This is a genomic window from Phyllobacterium sp. SB3 (assembly GCF_040009165.1).
In the GTDB taxonomy this organism is placed as follows: Bacteria; Pseudomonadota; Alphaproteobacteria; order Rhizobiales; family Rhizobiaceae; genus Phyllobacterium.
The window spans coordinates 92,289-116,114 of sequence record NZ_JBDYKI010000008.1 but is presented as its reverse complement, the minus strand read 5'-3'; the positions used below and the strand labels follow the sequence as shown (position 1 = coordinate 116,114).

Sequence of the window (23,826 nt, the reverse complement as noted above, 5' to 3'; positions counted from 1 at the left end):
CCTGACTTTAATCCTGCTTTTCGACCTGATCCCAACGGGTCATCCAGCCAATATCACCAACATAGTTTTTCAGCCGCGCACTCTTGGCATAGGGATCAACACGCTGTGAAATCGGAATAACTGGCGGTCCGGATTCTTCGAAAAGCTTGAGGGCCTGCTTGTAAAGCTCGACGCGCTTTTCTTCATTGTCTGTAATTGCCGCCGCTTCGTCGATCAGTTTATTGACTTCAGGCAACTCGAACGACGCACGCCACGCCTGCAAATTGGCAAGGTTCGCATCATCCTTGTTGTCGGGATTATAAGCATGTGTGCGAACCCAGCCGTCGGCATCTGTTTGCGCAGAGGACGCTGTGCGCCCCACACCGAGCTGGAATTTGCGATCACGCATCGGTCCATAGGTCTGATCACCATTACCGGTTTGAATGTCGACTTTGACACCCGCCACCGCAAGGTTCTGTTGAATAGCAGTCGCCAAATCAGCATAGGGAGTAGAATTCAGTGACAGCAATTGCTTGCTGAACCCATCACCATAACCCGCAGCCGCCAGATCCAGTTTGCACTTTGCGGGATCATAAACATTGCCAATATCTGGCAGATACCCCGGAATGTCGGCAGGGACAAAGGTCGTCGCGCTTTTTCCGTAGTTCTTCATCACCACATCGTTGATATCTTTGTAATTGATGCAATAACGCAGAGCCTTTCGCACTTCCGGCTTCGCGAACTCCGGGTCCTTTGTACTCATGATCAAATAGTAGAAACCGGAGCCTACCAGCCGGTCGATAACGATATCAGGGTTCTTTGCCAGACCATCGATGTCTGCGGAGACAAGCTGAAAGCCGACATCGAGGTCGCCCTTCTCCAGTTGGAGACGTTCAGTTTGCGACTCCGGCAGATGGCGCACGAGAACGCGTTTCATCTTCGGTTCGCCGCCCCAATAATCGTCGTAGCGGTTAAGCACGACAATATCATTCGGATTCCAGCGATTGAGCGTGAATGCCCCGGAGCCCGCGGCATTTGACGCAAGCCAGCCACGACCCATATCACCATCTTTTTCATGCTCGGCGATAACCTCCTTGTCAACCACTGCGCCATAGGCGCGGGTCAAGGCACCAAGCTTCAGGGAAGGCGCAACGGGCGTAGCAACCTCCATGATAAATGTCGCATCGTCCTTTGCACGGAACTTCTGATCCACGTTCTCAGGCGTATATCCCCAATTGGAGAAGTAAGTCTTGCCTAAGAGACCGAGTTTCACAGCGCGTTGAAAGGAATAGGCCACATCAGCCGCAGTTATCTTGCGACCTGTCTGGAATGTAGCTTCTTCATCAAGGTCAAATTCAATCGTACCGTCCGGCTGAACGGTCCAGGATTTCGCCAGCAATGGCAAAACCTTGCCGGGCAAGTTTGGATCGTTGCGCACCAGAGTGTCATAAAGATTGGCGATGACATGATAGGATTCGTAGGAATTTACATTGTGCGGATCAAGACTGGTGAGATTCACCATGTTCATGCCGATGACGAGCTGATCTTGCGGCGTCTTCGCTGCCGCCATATTAACTGTCAACACAGAGGCCAAGGCCACAGTGCCTGCAAGCAGGGTACGAACATGAGACATAGATACCTCCCTAGTCATCTTCTTCTTATGTTGTATGACATCGTAGTATTGATTTTTTGTTCGGGCAAGCTCAAAGATGCGATTAGTGATAAGTTTTATGCCTTGCCTACTATAAATCCCTAGGTAAACGTTGGAATTCTGATTTGGCTACGCGTATTTTTCGGACAGGCTATCGAGGATAAGGGCATATATATGATATCCTACTTTGATGACATCGCAGTCTGGCGCTGGGCTTTAGTTCATGCTCAAATTGGAACAGAAGATAGGCTCCGCCCCATGATTTTGATTATTTAGAAAGGTACAAATGTCGAGCATTGGAAAGCGGGAAACCCTTACAGGCCAATTGGTTAGGGCCATAGCAGATCGTATTAGCTCCGGTCAGTACGCGCGTGGCGAACGCCTGCCTACTGAGCAGGAAATGATTGGTGAGTTCAATGTCAGTCGTACGGTTGTGCGTGAGGCCGTCGCAAATTTGAAGGCAAAGGGGCTGGTTCATACTCAGCAGGGGATTGGGGCGTTTGTCCTTAAGGATGTTTCTGCAGAGCCATTCAGGATTGAAGAGGACAATCTTGAACTGCTTGAAGAGATTGTCAGCGTCATGGAGCTGCGCATATCCATAGAATTGGAAGCCGCAGCACTTGCCGCAATACGTCGTGATGGTGATGATCTTACAAGAATCAAGAACGCGCTAGATATGATGAACGAAGCAATCGAGCGTGGAGAAAGCTCGGTTCTGGCCGATCTGGAGTTCCATCGCGCTATAGCTTCAACAACAAAGAACCGTCATTTTCTTAGTATGTTCAATTACTTGGGTGAAGTACTCATTCCACGCACACGCTTGCAGACCCATAAATTGAATGACCTGCCACAACGCCAATACCTAGAGCGCGTCAATCGTGAACATGACCAGATTTATCAGGCGATCAAGGCGCAGGACGTGGAAGGGGCTCGGGCGGCAATGCGTCTTCATTTGGGTAGCAGCCGTGATCGATTGAGAACCAATGCACTAAGGGTCGAAAAGGCATCCTGACCTATTAATAGACGCATCCGACAAATTTGATACTACATAGTTGTATGATGACATACCTCATGCTAGTTATCTGGCAATAGATACCATATGAGGCTTTCCATGCATTACGAGACACTCAAGAAGACCATCAGTTCAGGCTTGCTTTCGTTCCCGGTCACCGACTTTGATCAGAATGGTGATTTTGCGCAGAATGCCTATGCAGACCGCCTTTCCTGGTTGGCGCCCTATGGCGCTTCTGCACTTTTTGTCGGCGGAGGAACGGGTGAAGGTTTCTCGTTGACCCCGGCCGAGCATGAGAATGTTGTACGTACGGCCGTTTCCGCCTGCGGCAGCAAACTGCCAATTCTTGCTGCCGCCGCTTATGGAACGCGTATAGCCGTACAGATGGCGCGTGATGCTGAAAGGAATGGCGCAGCAGGCCTCCTGCTTCTTCCGCATTATCTCACAGAGACCAATATCGAAGGTATTTCGCGTCATGTAGAGGCCGTCTGCGCTGCAACAAGTCTTGGTGTGATCGTGTACAACCGCAACGTCTGCAAACTTAACGCGGATGCTCTGGAGCAGCTGGCTGAAAAATGCCCCAACCTTATCGGTTTCAAAGATGGCGTCGGTGAGATCGAGAACATGGTGACCATCCGCAGACGTCTGGGTGATCGATTCTCCTATCTGGGCGGGTTGCCGACCGCGGAAGTATACGCCGAAGCCTATAAGGCGATGGGCGTAGATGTGTATTCTTCGGCAGTCTTTAATTTCATCCCACGAACCGCCCTCACCTTTTATCAGGCGGTTAAAGAGAACGACCACACCACGACTTCACGCCTGCTGAGTGAGTTTTTCATTCCATATATCTCTATTCGTAATCGCGTCGCCGGCTATGCAGTCAGTATCGTTAAAGCAGGTGCGTCTATTGTTGGTCATGCCGCAGGTCCTGTACGGCCGCCGCTGACCGACTGTACAGCAAAGGACATTGCTGATCTTTCCGTCTTGATTGAGAAGCTCGGACCCCAGACCTAAAGAACTTCTTCGAGGCACAGTTCGAAGGTAATACACACGGGGTTTTCGCCCCGCTTCAGAAAGCCTCGTGTAATTACTCCATAAGTGTCAACCATTGCGATTTCCAATTGCGTCGCAGTGGTATTCGTACTGACCATGCCCTGAAGAACGAACACTTCGGTAGCAGTATCGTCGACTCTGCTTCCATCCAGATAACGGGCTCCAATCAAGCTCCCAATGCTGCCTCGAAGTACAGCGTTTTTCATGGCGTGCTTCCGGCAAATGGCTTCCAAAGATTCGATAATATCTTCGTTCGGTGCGACCCTTGCAAAGATCATGCGAGAACCTTGGGCTCCTTCTTCTGTCTGCTCTCGCAAAACCGGATGAAACAGGGTGAACCTCGTTTCCGAATCTGGCTCCGACACCATCGCAACACTATCAACGCCCCATGCTGTGGCACGGATGGGTTTGCTGACAATTGTTTCATGTGGAAGGATGTGGCCCACATTGCGGCTGCCATCGGCCTCATTCCACATTGCATGGCAGTGAATGAATGGCGCCCCATCGCGTTCGCCGAAAGTCACATTACCGCATTCGAGTTGCACTTCACCCGCAGGCGAATATTGCTCGCTATACCACGCAGCGTGAATGCCATCAGTCGACAATGCAGGCATCAGATAGCGGAACGGAGCGAATGCACCACCTTCAATTACCAGCGAAGCTGCGCGGAGATTCGCCGCAAGCAAAGGACGTGCGATTGCGTCGTTTAGGCTGAGACCAGTCTCAAGCGTAAACTGGAGTTTACGCCCCCCGCCCTCAAAGCTCTCGAACCGTTGTACTGCAACTGGTCCGGGCTGTAAAAGCCGACGCTCAGACACCTGCAACTGCCGAACAGCTTTGGCCGCCATCAACCGGCAGACAGACTCCGGTTATGAAGCGAGCTTCGTCGGATGCAAGAAAGACCGCAGCATTGGCAACATCGAACGCTGTTCCCATATGGCCCATCGGAACCAGCCTGTTTCTCTCGTCCACCATCTCTTCGATTGAGGCGTAATTGCCGGAAATCTGCTTGTAGATCAGAGGAGTGTCTATCAGACCCGGCAATATGCAATTTGCCCGGATGCCATGTTTTGCATATTGCATGGCGAGCGCCACCGTTGCCTGATTAACCGCCCCTTTTGCCGTGTAGTAAGCAAAATAAGGATAACCGGTCCAACGGATAGAGGCGAGTGATGATATGTTGATAATCGCTCCTGATTTCCGTGCCATCATATGCGGCAGGACAGCTTTCGCCGTGCGAAAAACCGAGCCTACATTGATATCTAACGATGCGCGGAACGCTTCTTCCTCAAGCTGCTCCGGCCCTCCAGCCGTCACCACACCGACATTGTTATGGAGAATATCGATCCGGCCATATTCCTCCAGCACTTCCTTGACAACCTCGTTCACTGAAGCGCTGCTGACAACATCAGCTGTTGTTGCCGTTGCCTTATAACCTTCGCCCGATATGATATCGACCGTCTCTGTTGCAGAGGCAAGGTTGAGATCCGCGCAAACTACGCTTGCGCCCTCCCGTGCATAGGCAACTGCCGCAGCTTTCCCATTGCTCCATCCCTCGCCCGACGAACCTGCACCGAAAACAAGCGCTATCTTGTCTTTCAATCTGCCAGTCATCAAAGAAATCCCGTCGAAATCCATGGTATGGCCGCTACCAGGATCGTGCCTATGATCAGGGCGGCCAGATAACCCCAGATCGGCCTCATTCCTTCATCCGGATTGACCCGGCCAATAGCACATGCCGCATAATAACCTACGCCAAAGGGAGGTGCGAAAAGGCCGATACCCATGGCAAGAATAACGACCATCGCATAGTGCACCTCGTGCACACCGACCTGTTGCGCAATGGGAAACAGAAGCGGTCCGAAAAGGACAATTGCGGGAATACCTTCAAGTACGCTACCGAGAATGATGAAGGCGACAATCGAGACCGCCAGGAATGTCATTGGGCCACCGGGCAATGCGCTCATGACAGCTGCCAAGTCCCGGGAGAAACCAGATTGTGTAAGCGCCCACGCCATGGCGGTTGCGGCGCCGATAATGAGCAGGATTGCACCGGACAAAGACGCCGTGTCTACCAGCATCGGCTTCAGGCGCTTCCAGTCAAACTGCCGGTAGATCAGCAAGCCTGCCAGGACAGCATATACAATACCAATGGTCGACACTTCCGTTGCCGTTGCCACACCTTCAATGACGGCCGCACGGATGATGAATGGCAAGGCAAGCGCAGGCAAAGCGACGAGGAAGGAGCGCCCGATCTGGCTTCCTGTTGCCTTGGTCACATGCGAAAGGTCTTCATTGCGGTAGCGATGTCTGACAACGAAGCAAAGCATGATCGCGAGGACAACACCCGGAAGCAGGCCGCCGGTAAACAACGCTGCAATTGATACACCAGTTACGGAGCCGATTGTTATCAGCACGAGACTTGGCGGTACGGTTTCGGTCTGTGCGCCCGTTGCGGAGAGAAGTGCGACAAGCTCGCCCGGCTTTGCACCACGCGCTTTCATTTCCGGAAACAGCACCGGCGCAACAGCAGCCATATCTGCCGCCTTCGCACCAGAGATACCCGAAACAAGGTACATGGCACCGATCAGCACATATGACAGTCCGCCTCGGACATGTCCGAGCAGGCTGGCAAGAAACTGCACCATGGCGCGCGCCATGCCGGTCATTTCAATGAGAACACCGAGAAACACGAAAAGAGGCACGGCCAGTAGAATGAGATGCGACATGCCTTCGTCCATGCGGCCTACAACGACGAGCATCGGAACATTCGTCGTCAATGACAGATAGCCGAATGTCGCAAGTCCGAAGGAAAAGGCAATGGGTACACCGCTCAAGACAAGTGATGCAACGATCCCGACGAAAAATATCAGCAGGTTGAAATTGCCAAGCGTCTTGAGTGAAGGTCCAAGCAGCCAGAAGATGAATGCAATGGCGCTTATAAGAAGGACAGCCGCAATGACATTACGCAAGTTGGAAACCTGCAACAGCTTGATCAATGACGAGACAATCATCAGAGCGGCACCCACAGGCAGTGCCGCCGCACGCCAGGCATTGGTAATCTCCAATGCAGGCGTCGTTATATAGGTTTCTTCATGGGCATAGTCATATGCCGGGTAGATGATGAAGAGGAGAAAGGCCAGCGCACCGACCACCGCAATCACATCGAAAAAGGCGCGGCGCGCCGGGTTCATCATCCCGACCAGCGCTGTCATGCGCATATGTTCCCCGCGACGGAAAGCAACCACCGCTCCCAGCATGGCAAGCCAGAGAAACAGGATCGATGCCAGTTCATCGGACCAGATCAAAGGTCGATGCAAAACATAGCGCGCAACAATTCCAGCGAAGAGAATGACTACCTCCGCCACAACCAGTACGGCAACCGGATACTCGACCAGATGGCCAAGCAACCGGTCGCATCTTGAAAGGAAAGATCGGTCGCCACGTGACGAGGCTGACAGAATGCTCTCCTCACCTGCAGCGACCGCACCTTCGGTAATCTTGATCTCGGCCATCAGCTACGGCCTTCAATCAGGCCAACTGACCGACAACTTTTTCGAGAAGCTCCCAGGCCTCGTCGCCATACTTGCCCTTCCATTCCGAATAGAATCCCGCACTGCGAAGTGCATCACGAAATGGGGCAGGATCCGGCGTATTGAACTCGAGATTCTTGGATTTGAGGTCGGCCTGCAAGGTTTCCGTCAGCTTGGCAACGTCATCGCGCTCGGCAAGACCGGCCGCATTGATATTCTTGGAAACGATCTCCTTGATATCGTCCGGTAACGCTTCCCAAGCGCGACGGTTCGACAGGAACCAGAATCCATCCCACATGTGGCTGGTCAATGAGCAATATTTCTGAACTTCATAAAGCTTCGCAGTAGAAATGATGGCGAGCGGATTTTCCTGCCCATTGACCACTTTCGTCTGCAACGAGGAATAAACTTCATTGAAGTTGATGCTGGCTGGTGAAGATTGGAACGCCGTGAACATGGATGTCCACAATGGGCTGACCGGCACGCGGATCTTGAAATTCTTCAGATCATCCGGCGTAACAATCGGTTTCGTGCTTGAAGTGATATGACGGAAGCCGTTGTCCCAGATTTTGTCCATGGCAACGAGGTTGGACTTTTCGATCTGTGTACGGACATAGGCACCGAGATCGCCATCCATGGCTTTCCAGACTGTCGCACTGTCAGGGAACGCAAAACCGATACCGTTAATTGATGCAGCAGGAACGAGGGTCGAAAGAATGAGGCCTGAGAGAGTGAAAAACTCTACAGCGCCCGACCGCAGCTGGCTCAACGTATCCGTGTCAGAGCCAAGCTGGCTTGACGGGAAGATTGACAATTCAAATCTTCCGCCGGTCTCTTCTTTGATCTTATCGGCAGCTTCTGTGGCCCGGATATTCATCGGGTGAGAAACAGGCAGATTGTTGGCGTACTTATACGAGAACTCAGCAGCCATGGCCGGACGTCTCATAATAAATGGGCTGGCGATTAGCGTTGAACCAGCAGCCAGCAACATCTGGCGACGTGAAAGATTGTTCATTGACGTTCCTCCCGGGTGTCTTTTGCAGCTCTTCGGACCTGTCAGACGCAGCAACCTCCTTTGCTTTGTCGACACCATGATCCATATTATAGAATGCAACCTGCAATAATCTTCGACAAAATCATAGACAAACAAAGCGGTCTTGCAATCTTTTTTATGCCATTGTCTTATAAGTTTGAATCTTGATCCATATTATGGACCTTTGAGGAAATGTAGATGGAACAACGTGTCGTGTCCACATCCGGCCTTAGCGGTGCGCAGAGCGTCGACAGGGCGTTGAGCTTGCTAAGCCTTGTCAGCTATTTTGGAGATCAGGGGGCGACGCTCAGCGAGCTTGTCGAACATAGCAGCTTGAACAAGCCGACAACTCGGCGGCTGCTGCTTGCCTTAATCCGTTCAGGCATGCTAGAGCAGGACAGCCTGACACGCCGTTATTTTCTTGGTGAAGAGGCGTATATTCTTGGCACGTTGGCCTCGCGCCGCTACGGCTTGCTGCAAATCTCCCGCGATAGCCTGACGGCACTTTCCGCCAGGACCGAAGATACAAGCTTTCTTTCAATTCAGCGGGAAACTTCGTCTGTCTGCCTGCATCGTGAGGAAGGTACTTATCAAATCCGTACACACGCATTGCAGGCGGGTTACCGACATCCCCTTGGTGTGGGTGCCGGATCTTTAGCCATCCTGTCAGCTTTGCAGGATGAGGAAATCGAGGCTGTACTTGAAGCCAACGATCAAGTGCTTCAGAGTGAATACCCTAATCTTGCTCCAGCTCAAATCCGGGAAGACATAGCTACAACCCGCACAACCGGCTTTGCATTAAACCCGGGCAGAATCCTTGCGAACTCCTGGGCTATTGGTCTTGCAATTCATTATCCAGACGGGCGGCCTGCAGGTGCCTTGAGCATTGCGGCCATCGACAGCCGCATGCAGCCAGCCCGACAGGTCGAATTGGTTGCATTGATGCGAATCGAGGCAAAGAAGATAGAAGCGCGGCTTGCCCATCTCCAACCATTGAATGGAAGGATAAAACGGCCGGTTACCCCGGCAAGACCCGGATCACGAATTGAAGGGGCAAACTGACAATGCAGGCCGGTGGTTTGACTATAGCTCCCATGACACGACGAGTGATGAACCTCAGCAATTTTCTGAGCGAGACTGCACGGCGTTTTCCGGACGAAATCGGATTTGTCTGGGCTGATAAAACATGGACCTGGAGACAGATTGATCGGCGCGTTAACGCAATGGCCGCGGCACTGCAAAGCAAGTTCGGTATCGGCAAAGGCGATCGTATCCTTATCCAGTCGCAAAATTGTAACCAGATGTTTGAATCGATGTTTGCCTGTTTCAAGCTCGGTGCAGTATGGGTTCCTGCCAATTTCCGGCAGACGCCGGATGAGGTGGCCTATCTCGGTAGCGCCAGCGGAGCAAAGGGAATGATATGCGGAAACGCGTTTCCCGATCATGCCCTCGCCTCTCGTGCAGCAAACAGCGATCTTGAGTTTACCATCAGCATTGGCATCAGCAGTTTCGGTGATGACTACGATACACTTGTCGAAGAGTTCGCTGACCAACCTGTGATAGCGACAGCGGTGAACCACGACGATCCGTGCTGGTTCTTCTTTACGTCAGGCACAACCGGCAGACCCAAAGCAGCCGTGCTGACCCACGGACAAATGGCCTTTGTCATTACCAACCATCTTTGCGACCTGATGCCCGGGACGACATATAGAGACGCGTCACTCGTTGTCGCTCCGCTGTCGCATGGCGCAGGCATTCATCAACTTACGCAAGTGGCGCGAGGCGCAAAGACCATCCTGCTACCGACGGAAAAATTCGATGCCTCGGAAGCATGGCGGCTTGTTGAAAAATGGAAGGTGAGCAACATGTTCACGGTTCCGACGATTCTCAAGATTTTGACTGAAAGCCCGTCCGTGAGTTTGTATGATCATTCATCGCTGCGTTACGTAATCTATGCCGGCGCTCCGATGTATCGTACCGATCAGATACATGCCCTCAAGACTCTCGGCCCTGTAATCGTGCAGTATTTTGGCCTTGGTGAAGTGACTGGAAATATCACGGTTCTGCCAACAGAATGCCACTCCACCGAAGACCACAGCAATGCGAGAATTGGCACTTGCGGTTATGCCCGCACCGGCATGCAGATATCCATTCAGGATGACAATGGAGATGAAGTGAGCGCCGGTACGACAGGCGAAATCTGCGTGATAGGTCCGGCGGTGTTTGCAGGCTATTACAACAACCCCGAAGCCAACCAGATAGCCTTCCGCAATGGCTGGTTCCGAACGGGAGATCTCGGTTACCTTGATAAAGAAGGTTTCCTTTTCATCACCGGGCGCGCTTCTGACATGTACATCTCGGGCGGTTCCAATGTTTACCCCCGGGAGGTGGAAGAAAAGATTCTCACCCATCCCGATATAAGCGAGGTTGCTGTCCTTGGCATCCCTGATCCCGTCTGGGGTGAAGTAGGGCTTGCAGTCTGTGTCGCAAAATCAGGAGCATCACCCGACGGTACGGCCATCACCGACTGGCTCAGCAGCAGGATGGCCCGCTATAAATTGCCGAAGCGTTTTGTGTTCTGGCCGGATATGCCAAAGTCCGCATATGGAAAGATTGCCAAGAAACTGATACGGGACGAACTTATCAGACGGAACGAACTCGACGCCTGATTTCTCCAAATGCAGACAGGCAGGCTTGTGAACACAAAAGAGATCGCGATTATTGGGGGTGGCCCATCCGGTCTGGCAGCGGCAGAGATATTATCTCTCTCCAACTACTCGATCACTGTCTATGACAGCATGCCGACCCTTAGCCGCAAATTTCTGCTCGCTGGAAAATCAGGCCTTAACCTGACCCATGCCGAGGACTACTCGCGATTTGTGAATCGCTTTGGCACTGCATCGGAACGCTTGCGCCCTGCTCTCGATGCTTTCCGACCCGACGATCTGCGGGCATGGGCCGAAGAGCTTGGTATCGAAACCTTTGTCGGTTCGTCCCGACGCGTATTTCCCAAGGCGATGAAGGCCTCGCCCCTTTTGCGCGCATGGCTCAAACGGCTGGAATCCAGAGGTGTGAAAATTCGCCCGCGTCATCGCTGGGTCGGATATTCGGGTCAGGACTACCTGTTCGACACACCAGATGGTCAACTTGCAGTCAAGCCTGATGCAGTCTTGCTTGCGTTGGGAGGTGCCAGCTGGCCACGTCTTGGCTCAGATGCCGGCTGGGTGTCGTTATTAAGTAATGCCGGCGTAGGTATCAGCCCTTTTCAACCTGCCAATTGTGGATTCGATGTAGTTTGGGATGAAACCTTCCGCGAGCGTTTTGCAGGGGCAGCGGTAAAATCAGTTACGGCCACGTCAGATGCCGGGACTATCCCCGGTGAGTTCGTCATTACCAGGCACGGCATTGAAGGCAGCCTTGTTTACGCCCATGCTGCAAGCTTGCGTGAACAACTCGCGACTAGAGGTAAAGCTGCACTGATGGTCGACCTTATGCCGGGACGACCGCTAGAGCGTCTGGTGCGCGATCTGACACGGCAAGGCAGCAAAGCAAGCTTTTCCAATCGCCTCCGTAAGGGCACAGGCATTGATGGTGTCAAACTGGCATTGCTGCGAACCTTTGCGGGTGATCATGATCTGGCTGATCCTGACGTGATCTCCAAGCTCATCAAGAACCTGCCGATAGCCGTTTTGCGACCGCGCCCCATAGCTGAGGCGATCTCTTCAGCTGGTGGCGTCGAATGGAACAGCATTGGTCTCAATTATATGGTGAAGGCTATTCCCGGATTATTTGTTGCCGGAGAAATGCTGGACTGGGAAGCACCAACAGGCGGTTATCTTCTTACCGCCTGCTTTGCTACGGGCCGTGCTGCTGCGCACGGCATCACAGAATGGTTAGAGCGTTAATCGCTTCCCGACGCGAATCTCTGACAGAAAATCTTCATCATGGCTGACCATGAGCAGCGCACCATCATAAGCATTCAGCGCCGTTTCAATTGCCGTAATGGACATCAGATCAAGATGATTTGTCGGCTCATCGAGAATAAGCAAATCGGGAGACGTGCTACCTCCCAAAACACAGGCAAGCCCGGCCCGCAGTATTTCCCCACCACTAAGCGTAGAGACCAGACGTAGAGCAGCATCCGCCCGGAATACAAACCGTGCCAGGGCGGCACGACAATCATTGTCTGTACTGTCCGGGTTAAGGCGCCTGAAATTCTCCAGGACTGTACTTTCGGGGTCGAGCACGCTGACATTCTGATCCAGCATCGCATAGGGTCCCGAACGTTGGATGGTTCCTCCAACAGGCTGAAGATCGCCTGTAGCGAGACGAAGAAGTGTTGTTTTTCCAGATCCATTCGGACCTGTAACAGCCACCCGCTCCGAGCCGGTTATTGTAAAGGAGAGACGGTTTATTATCGGAGAATTCTTATCAGGACCACCGGTTACCTCGTGAAAAACCAAAACCGTTTTTCCTGAAGATATTCGGGATGCGCCGATTTCAAATGAGAGTGGCTTGATGCGCTCAACGCTAGACACCGCCGACTGTAGTTTCTCATCCGCTTTCCGGTGTTGCCGATCCGCTAATTGTTTTCCTCTCCCGGAGGTTTTCTCTGCCCGATCCTCCCGGGCATCCAAAATAAGTTTGCTAAGTCCTGCTTTACCGCGTGAGCGCTTTCCTGCTGAATCTTTTCTTGCCTTCCGCTCTGCAACGATTTGTATCTTGCGGGCAAGATCCACCGCGTTGCGTTCTGCAACCACCAGTTCGCGCTCCGCTGCTTCTATTTCGCGATCTTTCTGTTCTTTGTAGTCATCCCAGTTGCCACCATAAATTTTCACGCCAAGACCGGAAAGTTCGACGATCCTATCCATCTGACGGAGCAATTGCCTGTCATGGCTGACGACCAGCGCACCTCCCCTCCAGCGCGCTAGAAAAGCCGCCACTGCTTCGCGCCCGTCGCGATCAAGATTATTGGTAGGTTCATCAAGAAGAATGAGGTCGGGCTTGTTCACGATCAGCGCCGCAAGTGCAACTCTGGTTCGTTGCCCGCCACTCAATGTAGAAAGCATACGCATTGGGTCACACCCTGGTAATCCCACCTCTGCCAAGGCATCGGCCAACCTTGCTTCAAGGGTCCAATCCGCTTCTGCGCTGTCCGCCAGAGTGCCGTTACCGGACATCATCCGTTGTACGGTTTGATAAGCATCAGCCACACCCAATGCATCAATGACCATTCTGGAGGCTGCAACCTGGACAACTTGTTCCAAAGTACCAACAGAGCTAGCACAGCTGATCGTACCGGATTGCGGAGCGTAATCACCTCTTATGAGTTTCAGGAGCGTAGACTTGCCTGCGCCATTGCGCCCGACAAGGCCGGTGCGCCCACTATCAAGACTGAGGTCTAGAGAGTTGAAGAGTTCACGGCCATCAGCCGTTGTGTAGGAAACATTCTGTAAAACGAGAAGAGCTGACATCACAAACCGAGCGTTCAATTGCGTATAAGGCGAATGAAGTTTCGGATGAGATTTTCATTGTCGTGCTCCTGCGTATTGCCCTTTTTAGTGTAGGAACTGCATGGCCTTAAATCAAGGCGATCAAGCCAACCTTGCTTACAATGTCCCGCTATTGATCTGTTTGCTGGCGGGAAATATTCATTTCGGTCCTTTCCCTGGCCATTGTGGTAACGGCGGCCCGAAGACCTGGATAACGTGACGCAAAAATATTGAAGTCCCTGCGATCCAGCACCAGAAACTGGCAAAAATCTATTGCCACAACATCAGCAGTACGGCGGCCCCCGCTCAGCAATGCCATCTCGCCAAAGAATGCGCCTGCATCCAGCGGAACATCTGCATTCTCAAGCCGAACTTCAACGGCGCCCGAAACGATGAAATACATTCCATCGCCGCGATCACCGATACGAATGACGCGTTCACCTGGAGAAGCTGATTTAGGCCGGAACAAAAGAAAAAGCTCTTCACGGGATGTCTTGTCGAGTTGAGAGAACAAGGGAAACGTCTCAATGAGCTGCTTGAGCTTTTGCTGATGCTTCTTGTCTCTTTCTTCCCCGACCGCCCGGATGATTGCAAGTTCGCGCTCGAGCTTTTCATGCTTCATCTTGCCATGCCGGTCGCACCAGATTGGCCACTTGGCCAGAGCCGTTTTCTTCAATTTTTCAGCGATGATGAAGATGACCGGATTGAGCGTAATAGAAAGGATCGCACCCGCAAGAATAAGGTCTTGCCCTTCCTTGGGAAGCAGGTTCAGCGATACACCAAGTCCAGCAAGGATGAAGGAAAATTCGCCAATCTGTGCAAGCCCGGCTGCAACGGTCAGACCCATGCCGACCGGATATCGCAGTGCCACTACGATCCCGAAAGCAACGATCGATTTTCCAAGTATGATTACGAGAAGCGTTCCAATCACAGCCAAGGGGTCACGCAGTAGAACAGATGGATCAAAAAGCATTCCCACCGATATGAAGAACAAGACCGAGAAAGCATTCTGCAATGGCAGGGAATCTGCCGCAGCCCTATGGCTCAGGTTCGACTCACTCATGACGACACCCGCAAAGAATGCGCCAAGAGCGAAAGACACCCCGAAGACTTCCGCGGATCCGAATGCAATACCCAGTGCGAGGGCGAGAACTGAAAGTGTAAACAGCTCACGCGAGCCTGTACGCGCAATCAAAGTCAAAAGCCAGGGAACAACCTTAGGCCCGAGATAAGCGGCCATAACAGCAAATGCCGCTACTTTAAGGAGCGTGATTGCAAGGTTCATAGCGAGTTGCGTTCCGCCGATGTCCGCCCCGGACTGAGCTCCAAGAACTTCGGCCAATGCCGGCAGCAAAACCAGTGCCAGAACCATGGCGAGATCCTCGACAATCAGCCAGCCAACAGCGACCCGGCCATTAGCACTGTTCACCAGATTGCGTTCTTCAAGAGCTTTGAGGAGAACCACAGTGCTCGCCACTGAAAGGCTAAGGCCAAAAACAACACCGGCCCCAATGCCCCAACCGAAAAGCGAACTCAACCCGATACCCAAGAGACCGGCCAGCAGGATTTGTACAATCGCACCCGGTACGGCAATGTTACGGACGGCCAGAAGCTCCGACGCGGAGAAATGCAAACCTACTCCAAACATGAGCAGAATAACGCCCATTTCGGAAAGTTGCCCGGCAAGGCCGCTATCGGCAATAAAGCCCGGCGTGAACGGACCGAGCATAATGCCCGCAAAAAGATACCCCACCAGCGGAGGTAGCCATAGCCTGTCAGCCAAATAGCCACAGATTGCTGCGGCTACAAAGCTGACGGCAACGGTTGAGATCAATGCGACTTCGCTATGCACACTAGGCCTTAAGTTTATGTGGTTGTCATTGGTATGGCTGAAACGATACAACAGCTTGGCAGATCTGCCCAAAAGTTTCGATAAGAATGCTAGCCATCAAATGCAACCAGAATCTGGAAAGCTTGGTCTAATGGGAGGTTCGTGAGCCCAGATTTCTGTCTTCCGTTAATCCGGAAAGCAAGTGGGTGAGTTCGTTGACCCGGGTAATCTTGCCATTCTCAATTGTATAAAAGGCGATAACTTTGATCCTGATTTTTTCGCCGTTCAACTTGATGGCATCAACTATATGAACATCTGCTACCGTTTGCCCTTCGACGATCATCATCTCAAAAGTAGTCGAACCTGCCGAAATAGATTTCTTCAGATCTTCGGCGTGAGCCATGAAGCCTGTAAAATCAAGTGTAACTCCATCTATATCCTGCCGGTAATTGGTGGAAAAGAATTCGCGCAATTGTTCAACTGGTGCGTTTGGATCAAGCATGCTCTCCAACACTTTCTTTATTAGATCCTGCGACGCTGCTTTGGATAATTGTGTCATATCGGTCTTCCTTCTGAATGGTCTCTCCTTGAATTTGCATGTTAAAGAGGGCCATACTACGCGATCAATGCCATAAAATACTGTTTTAAGGCCAATTTGATGAAGTTGCTCAATCCAAGTTCCGATGTTCCAGTATTTGCGGTACGCACATTGCCTACCCATGTGCCCAATATGACACTCCACCAGCATGCGCATGGTCAATTACTCGGGGCCACTTCGGGGCTTTTATCAATTGGAACTGAAATGGGTAGATGGGTGGTGCCAGCAACCCACGCAGCGTGGATACCTCCGCATATGGATCACCAGCTTCTCTCACACGGTCCGTTCGAAGGTTGGAGCGTCTATGTATCGGAAGAACTCTGTTCCAAACTTCCAAGCCGCCCCTTCATTATCAAAATAACAGGGCTTTTAAGAGAAGCGGTGACACGTAGCATGTCTTGGGAAAATCCAAGACTGACCCCGGCTGAACAGCGTATCGCCGATGTTATTCTGGATGAAATTGCTCAGGCCCCGGAGGAGCCATTCAGTCTGCCGATGCCGATCGATACCAGACTGGTACGCATTGCTAACGCCCTGATTAAACATCCGCATGATAATCGCCGGATGCATGAGTGGGCTGCATGGGCGGCTATCGCACCCCGCACTCTCTCGAGGCGTTTTCATAAAGAGACAGGCTATAGCTTTATGGAATGGCGCCAGCGCGCCCGCCTTATGCGTGCACTCGAACTATTGTCAGAAAAGACCCAGGTCACGACTATCGCCTTTGATCTCGGCTACGACAATGTCAGCGCTTTCATTTCAATGTTCCGCAAAACATTTGGGGTCACGCCGGGGCGCTATTTTTAGAAGATTCATTCGGGAGACCGCAGCAATGCCTGCGCCATACAGTGGATTCCACCGCCTGTTTTGGAAATCTCACTCATATCGACAGCGGCAACCTCGAATCCGGTCGCTCTTAACTTCTCAATCAAGGTTTTGCTCGATGTGGGTGCGATAATCCGGTCATTGCCGAGCGACATGAAGTTGCACCCCAGATTCATTGTGTCCTGAAACGGCACGTCGATTATTTCATGACCTTTTGCTTTGAGCCAATCGACAATCCCCGGCTCCGTGCAGGCCAGACAAACCGCTGTAAGCTTTGGTGCTATGGGCACCACCATCAAGTCGATGTGGACATAGTACTCATCGATAAAGGCAAGTCGCGTTTCCCAACCTTCCTTGCGGAACCACTCCTCGACCTGACGTGCGCCCTCTTCCTGCGTCCGCGCCCCTCCGCAGCCAATCAGAACGCAACCTTCCTCAATGACGTTGAAATCGCCACCTTCAAAAGTTCCGGCTGTCACCATATCGTAGATTGGAATACCGAGCCTTTCATAGGTGCGGATGGCCGCGTAATTCTCCCCGCGCCGCCACCAGTTCGCCATGGCCGTGATGATTGCGCCATAGGGAGTCATGACGCTGGAATCGCGTGAATAAACCTGCATCGGCAGTTCCGGTTCCGGCTCATGCCAGTGAATCTTGACGCCGAAATGTTCATAGGCCGCCACAAGCTCCTTATGCTGAGCCTGCGCTGACTGAATGTTGCAAGGAGCTTCCCGCAGGTGCTTTCGTGAAAGCGAGCTTGTTGCCATATGCCGCAGAAATGCGGGTGATCCAAGCAGTACATCGGTCAGCGGATCGGTCTCGTTACGAAAGCCCCAATTTGCAAGCGGCTTCGTTGAACCGTTAGGGTTGCGCCGCTTCAATGTGAAAGCATCGGCATCAAAACCATTCTCATGACGTGTCATTGCACTCTCCTCACTGGGCGGTGTTCGGTATCCACCACTCGGTTCCACGCTTTGTTGTTATATATTCCGGCCAACGGAAATGAATTGGCGGGTCATAGTCACACAGTGGCGCAATCCATTTGGAACCGCCAATTCCCCCATCTGTCCGCTTGATGAACTCGTCTTTTGCGGCGCGCCGCGCACCTTCATCTTCCAGCAACCGTAATGCCGTCAGCGCCACTGTCTTTGCAGCGCAGACGATCATCGGGTCGATCGTTTGCGGTATCCCGCCAAGTGCATTCATGACCCAGCTGGGGTAGGACTTACCTTTTGGCGTCTTCAATGCCGGACGGGCCACGTAAAAGCGAACGGTGGGCGCGTGCCACGTCATATCGGTATAATCATCGGAGGTAGAATTGATCTGCGACGGCGGCAAATCACGTCGTAATATGGCTTCCGCATCCTGCGGCGAGACCAACTGCTCGCACTCATCGATAAACGGTTCAGCCATGGCCTCCATACCGGCGCTGACCTGAATTTCGCGAGCGATGGCTTTTGCGGCTTCGCCCCAACGTGGCGCGCCGACAATATTGAGCGCATCCCAGGTAATTCCAGCCATGGCATGATTTGCAAGTCCGGGTCGGGATTTGCAAACCCAATGCCGCTCTACTCTGCAACCAGATATTGCAGCAGCATGCTCAGCATTTCGATCCAGGGCAGCTGTGATCTGCTCAGCCATGGCGATAGTCGGGACGCGCATCATGTACTGAATTTCCGCAAGACCCGCCGGCAAATTGTCCGCTGTTGCCTGCCCAGCGGTGAGAATTGCTTCGCTGATTGACCAGCCACCCTGATGCGGCAACATGGAATCGCGCAATGCTTTCGATGCCATATACATCATCATCAGCGCATCATTGGCACCCGGTGCGCGGACCGCAGAATGGGATTGCGGAATGGGTGCACCATCACTCAGGCCCCATAATTCCGGCTGATCACAGACGAAGCGATAGATCATCGAATAGGCCGCCCCGCAATGCGTATCCCATCGCACGGTATTGCACAGGGGCAGCATATAGAATGGATGGAATGAGATCATACCGTCCAATCCGTCATAGTAACCTTTGGCTGCATGAATAGGTTTGGAGCCACGCACCTTCTCTGCAGGCTCGCCGGTAAACCGCAGAGTTCCAGCAATACCGTGTTTTTCCATTGCCGCCTTTGTCGCCAGCAATCCTCCCAGCGATGATATTCCAAGGCCGGAATGAGGGTCTGTGTGGCCACCAGCATGCTCATTCAGCCCGGAGCGTGGTTGCTTGGAGGTCGCCGCGGCCTGACAGTTTCCAGGCACCGCATCATATTCGGCATATATACCAATCGTCGGTGACCTTCCGGTCGTTCCAGCTTTATTGGTCCAATGCGCACAGAACGCAGTCGGCATGCCAGCGGAGCCAATCTCCACGTCAAAGCCTTCCTGCTTCAAACGACGGACATACCAGTCAGCGGATCGATATTCGCGCCAGGCAGTTTCGCCAAAATCGAAAATTGTTTGCGCCGATGCCGAGAGATCAGCCGTGTGCTCATCAATGAAACCGAGTGCTGATGTCCCTGCTGCTGTAACCACGAATTATCTCCCGCCACAGGTCAGATAATCATCTGGAAGGCGGGAGAAAAAGTGATATGTTTTCTCAAAACGTGCAAATTCTATTCACCTCTTCTTTAAAGGCGTTGTATGCGAATTCCCTCTACTCAGGCCCTTCGCGCGCTGGAAAGCTTTGCGAGACATGGCAGCGTCTGGCGTTCTGCCGAAGAACTACACTTGACACGGAGCGCCGTCAGCCACCAACTCCGTCTGCTGGAAAGAGACCTGGGTTTCGAGCTATTACAGCGGGACGGAAAGGGCGTTATCCTTACCCCGCGCGGGCGGAAATATGCCAATGATATTCGAAAGGCGCTGATTGTCATCGACGATGCCGGCGGCCGACATAGCCCCGCAAGCACAGGCGGAACATTGACCGTCAGTTGCACTTCCGGCTTCGCATCACTTTGGCTATGCACGCATATTGCGGAGTTTCAGGAGAAATATCCTGATATTGCACTTCGTATTGTAACCCCGCGTAAGCTTGATGACGTAACTGCACCGGGAATTGATCTCTTCATCGCCTTTGGAGACGGGAACTGGCCCAACAGGGCCGTCGACCTGCTTTGCGAGATTGAGTTTACGCCCCTATGCAGCCCGGTTCTTCTGAATAAGCTCGGTGGCCTCGCTGAACCCAAGGACATATTGCGAGCACCCTTGCTGCATCTGGTAGATTTCGAAGACTGGACGCTTTGGCTGGCACTCGCAAATGTCGATAACCCTGATTCTGAACGTGGAATTGTTTTCTCTGACATGAACCTTGTGTTCTCTGCGGCCATAACAGCGCAAGGGATCGCGATAGGCGATAAGCTGACGTGTAGAAAAGCCATGCGAGGTGGCCAACTCATTCAACCTTTCGATCTCGCAATCAAATCACCAAAGTCGTACTTTCTTGTCACAGATTACGCGAAGATAGATCATCCCGCGCAGCTTGCCTTCACCGAATGGTTGAAGTCGCGACTGTCACAAACGCGTAATGCCTAAATCGGTGCACCCTGGGCTACTTACGAATATGGCGTGAATTTTGTTCACGTATCAGGGTAATATAATTCAATTGTCGTAATCGCAGATTGTGCCTAGGCTTCACTTAAAAGAAGGGGAAAGAGGTCAATCAATGCCTCAAAGCATGCAACTGGGCGATGCGAAAGCCGCCGAGATCAAGGCTATTTCGATTGGCAAGACATTTGGCGCATTTCATGCGCTCAAAGACCTCTCGCTCGACATAAGGCGGGGCGAATTTTTAACCCTGCTAGGACCTTCGGGTTCGGGCAAAACAACATTCCTCATGATCCTTGCCGGTTTCCTTTCGCCAACATCAGGACGTTTGATGATGGATGGCAAAGACATCACCGGTGTACCTGCGGAGGATCGTTCCTATGGAATGGTGTTTCAAGGTTATGCGCTCTTTCCGCATCTGACTGTCGAGCAGAACATCGCCTTTCCGCTCAAGGTACGCCGGCGTTCTGCTGCAGACATCAAACGCAGGGTCGGCGAGATGGTCGAACGCGTTGGGCTGGCCGGCCATGAGAAAAAACTGCCAGCCAAGCTTTCCGGAGGCCAGCAGCAACGTGTTGCACTTGCCCGCGCCTTGGCATTTGAACCTGCCGTACTGCTGCTGGATGAACCATTTTCGGCTCTCGACAAGAACCTGCGTGAAATGATGCAGGAAGAAGCCAAGCGGCTGCATCAGGAAACCGGCACAACCTTCGTCTTCGTCACCCATGATCAATCCGAAGCGCTTGCCTTGTCTTCGCGCGTTGCCATCTTCAATCATGGCGAACTCCTGCAGATTGGCAAACCGCAGGATGTCTATGAACGGCCTTCGAATCAGTTCGTCGCCGAATTCCTTGGTGAGATCAACCTGTTGCCGCTGGACATTGTGCAGCTGGATGGCGAGCGCGCTGCCGGCAGATTTGAAGACCAGACAATCATTGTAAACAAGTCAACGATGCTTGCGGGGAGAGCCGCGGTAGCAGCTGTGCGGCCTGAACACATGGTTATCTCCTCGGATAAAGGAAACGAGAACTGCAACGCCATAACCTGCCGGGTAGAGGGGGCCACCTATTTCGGTGCTGCAACCAAGTATCATTTGCGAACACGCACCGGAACGAGCTTGTCCGTTTCAATGCCAACAGCAACCACGTCACCGATAGCACCTGAAACAAACGTATGGGTGTCATGGCCGGTGCATCAAGGCTTTTTGCTGCCGAATGGGAGTTAGGCAGCATTCAGGAATGTGACAACTACAAATCCAGAGGGAAACAAAATGGATAACGCATTTCAAAAAGACTGCCTCGAAATACTCGCCAGCAAAGTCGAACGAGGTGAAATAAGTCGCCGACGTTTCACGCAGATGGCTGCGATGTTCCTGGCAGGAGCTCCGGCACTTCTTCGCTCCACCGGGTCGTATGCACAGGCCAAGGAACTTGTTCTGGTCAACTGGGGCGGTGATGCGATGACGGCCTACGACAAGGCCTATGGCCAGCCGTTCACCAAGGAGAGCGGAGTAACCGTCAAGATGGATGGTTCCGGGCCGACGGAAGGGGCAATTACAGCACAGTTCAAAAGCGGCAAACCCAGCTGGGATTTGCTTGACGTTGATCCTTTTTCAGGGATTTCACTCGGCAAACAGGGCATGCTTGAACCAATTGATTATTCCATAGTGGACAAGAACAAGATGCGGCCGGGATTCGGCTGGGATACTGCGGCTTCAACGTATTTCTTCTCTTACATTGTCGCTTATGACTCGTCGAAATTCGGCGATCTGGTGCCTACAGGAATGGCCGATTTCTTCGATGTGAAGAAGTTCCCCGGCAAGCGTTCCATGTACAAATGGGGTGCAGCCATGTGGGAAGCAGCGTTGATGGGAGACGGGGTTGCACCGGAAAAACTCTACCCTCTCGACCTCAAGCGAGCCCACGACAAGATTGCTGCATTCAAGGAAAATGTTGTTGCCTACTGGGGAGGCGGCGCGGAAAGCCAGTCTGTCCTGATCGATGGCGAGGCTTCCATGGCGCTGATCTGGTCGACGCGCGCACAGCTTATAGAGCAGGATTCAGGCGGTACGATCAAGTTCGTCTGGGATCAGGGTTTGATCTCACCCGGTGCTTTGGCGGTTATGAAAAACAACCCGGGCGGCAAGGAAAATGCGATGAAGTTCATCGCCAGCGCTCAAACACCAGAGCGCCAGTTGGAAATGTTTAACCTGTTGGGTCAAGGCCCCGCAAATCCGGCAACCGACGCGCTGATCCCCGACGACAAGAAGCGGATAAACTGCGTTGATCCGGCAAACATGGCAAAGCAGGTTCCGCTTGATATGGAATGGTATGCAGAAAACTACGGCAAGGCATTTGACGAGTATACAAAAGTCATTTCTGCCTAAGCATGAATGGCGCGGGATCAACAATCTCGCGCCAACTCAAAACTACGCAACAAAGGATGCTGAATGAACGGTAAGTCTACCCATTCCAGAAAGCTGCTTCTGCTGGCACCATTGCTCCTGTTTTTGGGGCTTGCCTATGTCGCGCCTTTTCTGGGTGTGGTTCGCTGGAGCTTCACTATGCCTGAAACAGGGCTTGGCCAGTACGCGGCTGTGTTTACCGATCCACTTGTGCAGTCGGTCTTTGTTCGTACCCTACGTATCTGCCTGATTGTAACCGCCGCGTCACTTATCACAGCCTATGCTATCGCTTATGTCTGGGTGCGTGGCAGTTCCGTACAGCGCGCACTTGCTGAATTTTGCATCCTTGTCCCATTCTGGATTTCCGTACTTACCCGCGCCTTCGGCTGGCTGGCGATGCTATCCAATCGCGGACTGATCAATACCTGGTTGCAATCGGCAGGAATTATCAGCGAACCACTTGCTCTGGCGCGCAATGAGTTTGGCGTCATCATCGGCATGACGCATTTCCTTATTCCTTTTGCTGTGTTTCCAATTGCTTCCGCCATGCGCAGCATTGATGAACGTGTCCTGCTGGCAGCGCGCGGCATGGGTGCATCAAGAACGCGAACATTCTGGACTGTTTTTGTCCCCCTGACCTATGGCGGGATGATTGGTGCGGCTCTTATTGTTTTTGTATTTGCTCTCGGCTTCTTCGTTACGCCTGCAATCCTTGGTGGTGGACGGAGCGTGATGGTGGCAGAACTGGTTTATCTACGCATCTTCCAAAGCCCCGACTGGGGACTTGGCGCTGCGATCAGTGTTGTGCTTGTCCTTTTCATCGGAATTCTGCTGACATTGCTGCGGCGCTTCATCAAACCCGCGCATATGGTGGGTTAGTA

General features: G+C 52.5%; 20 protein-coding genes. 10 read left to right on the top strand and 10 right to left on the bottom strand.

Going from position 1 to position 23,826, the window contains the following annotated elements:
• Positions 1 to 7: 7 nt before the first annotated feature.
• On the bottom strand, positions 8 to 1,612 hold the full coding sequence (locus ABKW30_RS23955) for an ABC transporter substrate-binding protein (RefSeq protein ID WP_348601454.1): 1,605 nt from the start codon (positions 1,610 to 1,612) through the stop codon (positions 8 to 10).
• Between the two features lie 304 nt (positions 1,613 to 1,916).
• Here ABKW30_RS23955 and ABKW30_RS23950 point away from each other — a divergent pair, with 304 nt between their 5' ends.
• Positions 1,917 to 2,642: a FadR/GntR family transcriptional regulator gene (locus tag ABKW30_RS23950; protein ID WP_348601452.1), complete on the top strand. Its 726-nt coding sequence runs from the start codon at positions 1,917 to 1,919 to the stop codon at positions 2,640 to 2,642.
• Between the two features lie 99 nt (positions 2,643 to 2,741).
• Entirely contained in the window at positions 2,742 to 3,656 is a 915-nt protein-coding gene (kdgD, locus tag ABKW30_RS23945) for a 5-dehydro-4-deoxyglucarate dehydratase (protein ID WP_348601451.1), read from the top strand.
• On the opposite strand, the gene ABKW30_RS23940 is transcribed toward kdgD, so the two are convergent.
• From ABKW30_RS23940 to ABKW30_RS23925, 4 genes are read right to left on the bottom strand one after another with little or no spacing between them, the layout of a single operon-like run.
• Positions 3,653 to 4,513, bottom strand: a complete 861-nt coding sequence (locus tag ABKW30_RS23940; RefSeq protein ID WP_348601450.1) for a DUF296 domain-containing protein — start codon at positions 4,511 to 4,513, stop codon at positions 3,653 to 3,655. The two genes, kdgD and ABKW30_RS23940, sit on opposite strands and share 4 nt — an antisense overlap.
• Positions 4,506 to 5,309: an SDR family oxidoreductase gene (locus tag ABKW30_RS23935; RefSeq protein ID WP_348601449.1), complete on the bottom strand. Its 804-nt coding sequence runs from the start codon at positions 5,307 to 5,309 to the stop codon at positions 4,506 to 4,508. Before ABKW30_RS23935 ends, ABKW30_RS23940 begins: the two co-directional genes overlap by 8 nt.
• The gene (locus tag ABKW30_RS23930) at positions 5,309 to 7,210 is read right to left on the bottom strand and encodes a TRAP transporter large permease subunit (protein WP_348601448.1); all 1,902 of its coding nucleotides are present in this window, start codon (positions 7,208 to 7,210) and stop codon (positions 5,309 to 5,311) included. Before ABKW30_RS23930 ends, ABKW30_RS23935 begins: the two co-directional genes overlap by 1 nt.
• 16 nt (positions 7,211 to 7,226) lie before the next feature.
• Positions 7,227 to 8,243: a TRAP transporter substrate-binding protein gene (locus ABKW30_RS23925; RefSeq protein WP_348601447.1), complete on the bottom strand. Its 1,017-nt coding sequence runs from the start codon at positions 8,241 to 8,243 to the stop codon at positions 7,227 to 7,229.
• 216 nt (positions 8,244 to 8,459) lie between these two features.
• Here ABKW30_RS23925 and ABKW30_RS23920 point away from each other — a divergent pair, with 216 nt between their 5' ends.
• From ABKW30_RS23920 to ABKW30_RS23910, 3 genes are read left to right on the top strand one after another with little or no spacing between them, the layout of a single operon-like run.
• Complete coding sequence (locus ABKW30_RS23920; protein ID WP_348601446.1) at positions 8,460 to 9,323, top strand: IclR family transcriptional regulator; 864 nt, start codon at positions 8,460 to 8,462, stop codon at positions 9,321 to 9,323.
• A 2-nt stretch (positions 9,324 to 9,325) separates the two neighbouring features.
• Positions 9,326 to 10,930, top strand: a complete 1,605-nt coding sequence (locus ABKW30_RS23915) for an acyl-CoA synthetase (protein WP_348601445.1) — start codon at positions 9,326 to 9,328, stop codon at positions 10,928 to 10,930.
• 27 nt (positions 10,931 to 10,957) lie between these two features.
• The gene (locus tag ABKW30_RS23910) at positions 10,958 to 12,166 is read left to right on the top strand and encodes a TIGR03862 family flavoprotein (RefSeq protein ID WP_348601444.1); all 1,209 of its coding nucleotides are present in this window, start codon (positions 10,958 to 10,960) and stop codon (positions 12,164 to 12,166) included.
• On the opposite strand, the gene ABKW30_RS23905 is transcribed toward ABKW30_RS23910, so the two are convergent.
• The 3 genes from ABKW30_RS23905 to ABKW30_RS23895 form a co-directional block, all read right to left on the bottom strand.
• Positions 12,155 to 13,735, bottom strand: a complete 1,581-nt coding sequence (locus ABKW30_RS23905; protein WP_348601443.1) for an ABC-F family ATP-binding cassette domain-containing protein — start codon at positions 13,733 to 13,735, stop codon at positions 12,155 to 12,157. The genes ABKW30_RS23910 and ABKW30_RS23905 overlap by 12 nt on opposite strands.
• 148 nt (positions 13,736 to 13,883) lie before the next feature.
• Positions 13,884 to 15,605, bottom strand: a complete 1,722-nt coding sequence (locus tag ABKW30_RS23900) for a cation:proton antiporter (RefSeq protein ID WP_348601442.1) — start codon at positions 15,603 to 15,605, stop codon at positions 13,884 to 13,886.
• A 127-nt stretch (positions 15,606 to 15,732) separates the two neighbouring features.
• On the bottom strand, positions 15,733 to 16,338 hold the full coding sequence (locus ABKW30_RS23895; protein ID WP_348601441.1) for a nuclear transport factor 2 family protein: 606 nt from the start codon (positions 16,336 to 16,338) through the stop codon (positions 15,733 to 15,735).
• A gap of 48 nt (positions 16,339 to 16,386) precedes the next feature.
• Between ABKW30_RS23895 and ABKW30_RS23890 the strand changes: the two genes are divergently transcribed.
• On the top strand, positions 16,387 to 16,989 hold the full coding sequence (locus ABKW30_RS23890; RefSeq protein WP_348601440.1) for a helix-turn-helix transcriptional regulator: 603 nt from the start codon (positions 16,387 to 16,389) through the stop codon (positions 16,987 to 16,989).
• 5 nt (positions 16,990 to 16,994) lie between these two features.
• Here ABKW30_RS23890 and ABKW30_RS23885 read toward each other — a convergent pair whose 3' ends face one another.
• Complete coding sequence (locus tag ABKW30_RS23885; protein WP_348601439.1) at positions 16,995 to 17,930, bottom strand: dimethylarginine dimethylaminohydrolase family protein; 936 nt, start codon at positions 17,928 to 17,930, stop codon at positions 16,995 to 16,997.
• 10 nt (positions 17,931 to 17,940) lie between these two features.
• Positions 17,941 to 19,530, bottom strand: coding sequence for an amidohydrolase (locus ABKW30_RS23880; protein WP_348601438.1), 1,590 nt, complete (start codon positions 19,528 to 19,530; stop codon positions 17,941 to 17,943).
• Positions 19,531 to 19,638: 108 nt separating this feature from the next.
• Here ABKW30_RS23880 and ABKW30_RS23875 point away from each other — a divergent pair, with 108 nt between their 5' ends.
• The 4 genes from ABKW30_RS23875 (at position 19,639) to ABKW30_RS23860 (ending at position 23,824) form a co-directional block, all read left to right on the top strand.
• Entirely contained in the window at positions 19,639 to 20,529 is an 891-nt protein-coding gene (locus ABKW30_RS23875) for a LysR substrate-binding domain-containing protein (RefSeq protein WP_348601437.1), read from the top strand.
• Positions 20,530 to 20,659: 130 nt separating this feature from the next.
• On the top strand, positions 20,660 to 21,766 hold the full coding sequence (locus ABKW30_RS23870) for an ABC transporter ATP-binding protein (protein ID WP_348601436.1): 1,107 nt from the start codon (positions 20,660 to 20,662) through the stop codon (positions 21,764 to 21,766).
• A 45-nt stretch (positions 21,767 to 21,811) separates the two neighbouring features.
• A complete protein-coding gene (locus ABKW30_RS23865) occupies positions 21,812 to 22,927 on the top strand; it encodes an ABC transporter substrate-binding protein (protein WP_348601435.1) in 1,116 nt (371 codons plus the stop codon).
• A 63-nt stretch (positions 22,928 to 22,990) separates the two neighbouring features.
• Positions 22,991 to 23,824, top strand: a complete 834-nt coding sequence (locus ABKW30_RS23860; protein WP_348601434.1) for an ABC transporter permease — start codon at positions 22,991 to 22,993, stop codon at positions 23,822 to 23,824.
• Positions 23,825 to 23,826 lie beyond the last annotated feature (2 nt).

What these genes read in the sequence shown, in the direction of transcription:
- ABKW30_RS23955 (WP_348601454.1), bottom strand. Translation starts at nt 1,612, where the DNA reads ATGTCTCATGTTCGTACCCTGCTTGCAGGCACTGTGGCCTTGGCCTCT.
- ABKW30_RS23950 (WP_348601452.1), top strand. Translation starts at nt 1,917, where the DNA reads ATGTCGAGCATTGGAAAGCGGGAAACCCTTACAGGCCAATTGGTTAGG.
- kdgD (WP_348601451.1), top strand. Translation starts at nt 2,742, where the DNA reads ATGCATTACGAGACACTCAAGAAGACCATCAGTTCAGGCTTGCTTTCG.
- ABKW30_RS23935 (WP_348601449.1), bottom strand. Translation starts at nt 5,309, where the DNA reads ATGACTGGCAGATTGAAAGACAAGATAGCGCTTGTTTTCGGTGCAGGT.
- ABKW30_RS23930 (WP_348601448.1), bottom strand. Translation starts at nt 7,210, where the DNA reads ATGGCCGAGATCAAGATTACCGAAGGTGCGGTCGCTGCAGGTGAGGAG.
- ABKW30_RS23925 (WP_348601447.1), bottom strand. Translation starts at nt 8,243, where the DNA reads ATGAACAATCTTTCACGTCGCCAGATGTTGCTGGCTGCTGGTTCAACG.
- ABKW30_RS23920 (WP_348601446.1), top strand. Translation starts at nt 8,460, where the DNA reads ATGGAACAACGTGTCGTGTCCACATCCGGCCTTAGCGGTGCGCAGAGC.
- ABKW30_RS23915 (WP_348601445.1), top strand. Translation starts at nt 9,326, where the DNA reads ATGCAGGCCGGTGGTTTGACTATAGCTCCCATGACACGACGAGTGATG.
- ABKW30_RS23905 (WP_348601443.1), bottom strand. Translation starts at nt 13,735, where the DNA reads ATGTCAGCTCTTCTCGTTTTACAGAATGTTTCCTACACAACGGCTGAT.
- ABKW30_RS23895 (WP_348601441.1), bottom strand. Translation starts at nt 16,338, where the DNA reads ATGCGCATGCTGGTGGAGTGTCATATTGGGCACATGGGTAGGCAATGT.
- ABKW30_RS23890 (WP_348601440.1), top strand. Translation starts at nt 16,387, where the DNA reads ATGGGTAGATGGGTGGTGCCAGCAACCCACGCAGCGTGGATACCTCCG.
- ABKW30_RS23885 (WP_348601439.1), bottom strand. Translation starts at nt 17,930, where the DNA reads ATGACACGTCATGAGAATGGTTTTGATGCCGATGCTTTCACATTGAAG.
- ABKW30_RS23875 (WP_348601437.1), top strand. Translation starts at nt 19,639, where the DNA reads ATGCGAATTCCCTCTACTCAGGCCCTTCGCGCGCTGGAAAGCTTTGCG.
- ABKW30_RS23870 (WP_348601436.1), top strand. Translation starts at nt 20,660, where the DNA reads ATGCCTCAAAGCATGCAACTGGGCGATGCGAAAGCCGCCGAGATCAAG.
- ABKW30_RS23865 (WP_348601435.1), top strand. Translation starts at nt 21,812, where the DNA reads ATGGATAACGCATTTCAAAAAGACTGCCTCGAAATACTCGCCAGCAAA.
- ABKW30_RS23860 (WP_348601434.1), top strand. Translation starts at nt 22,991, where the DNA reads ATGAACGGTAAGTCTACCCATTCCAGAAAGCTGCTTCTGCTGGCACCA.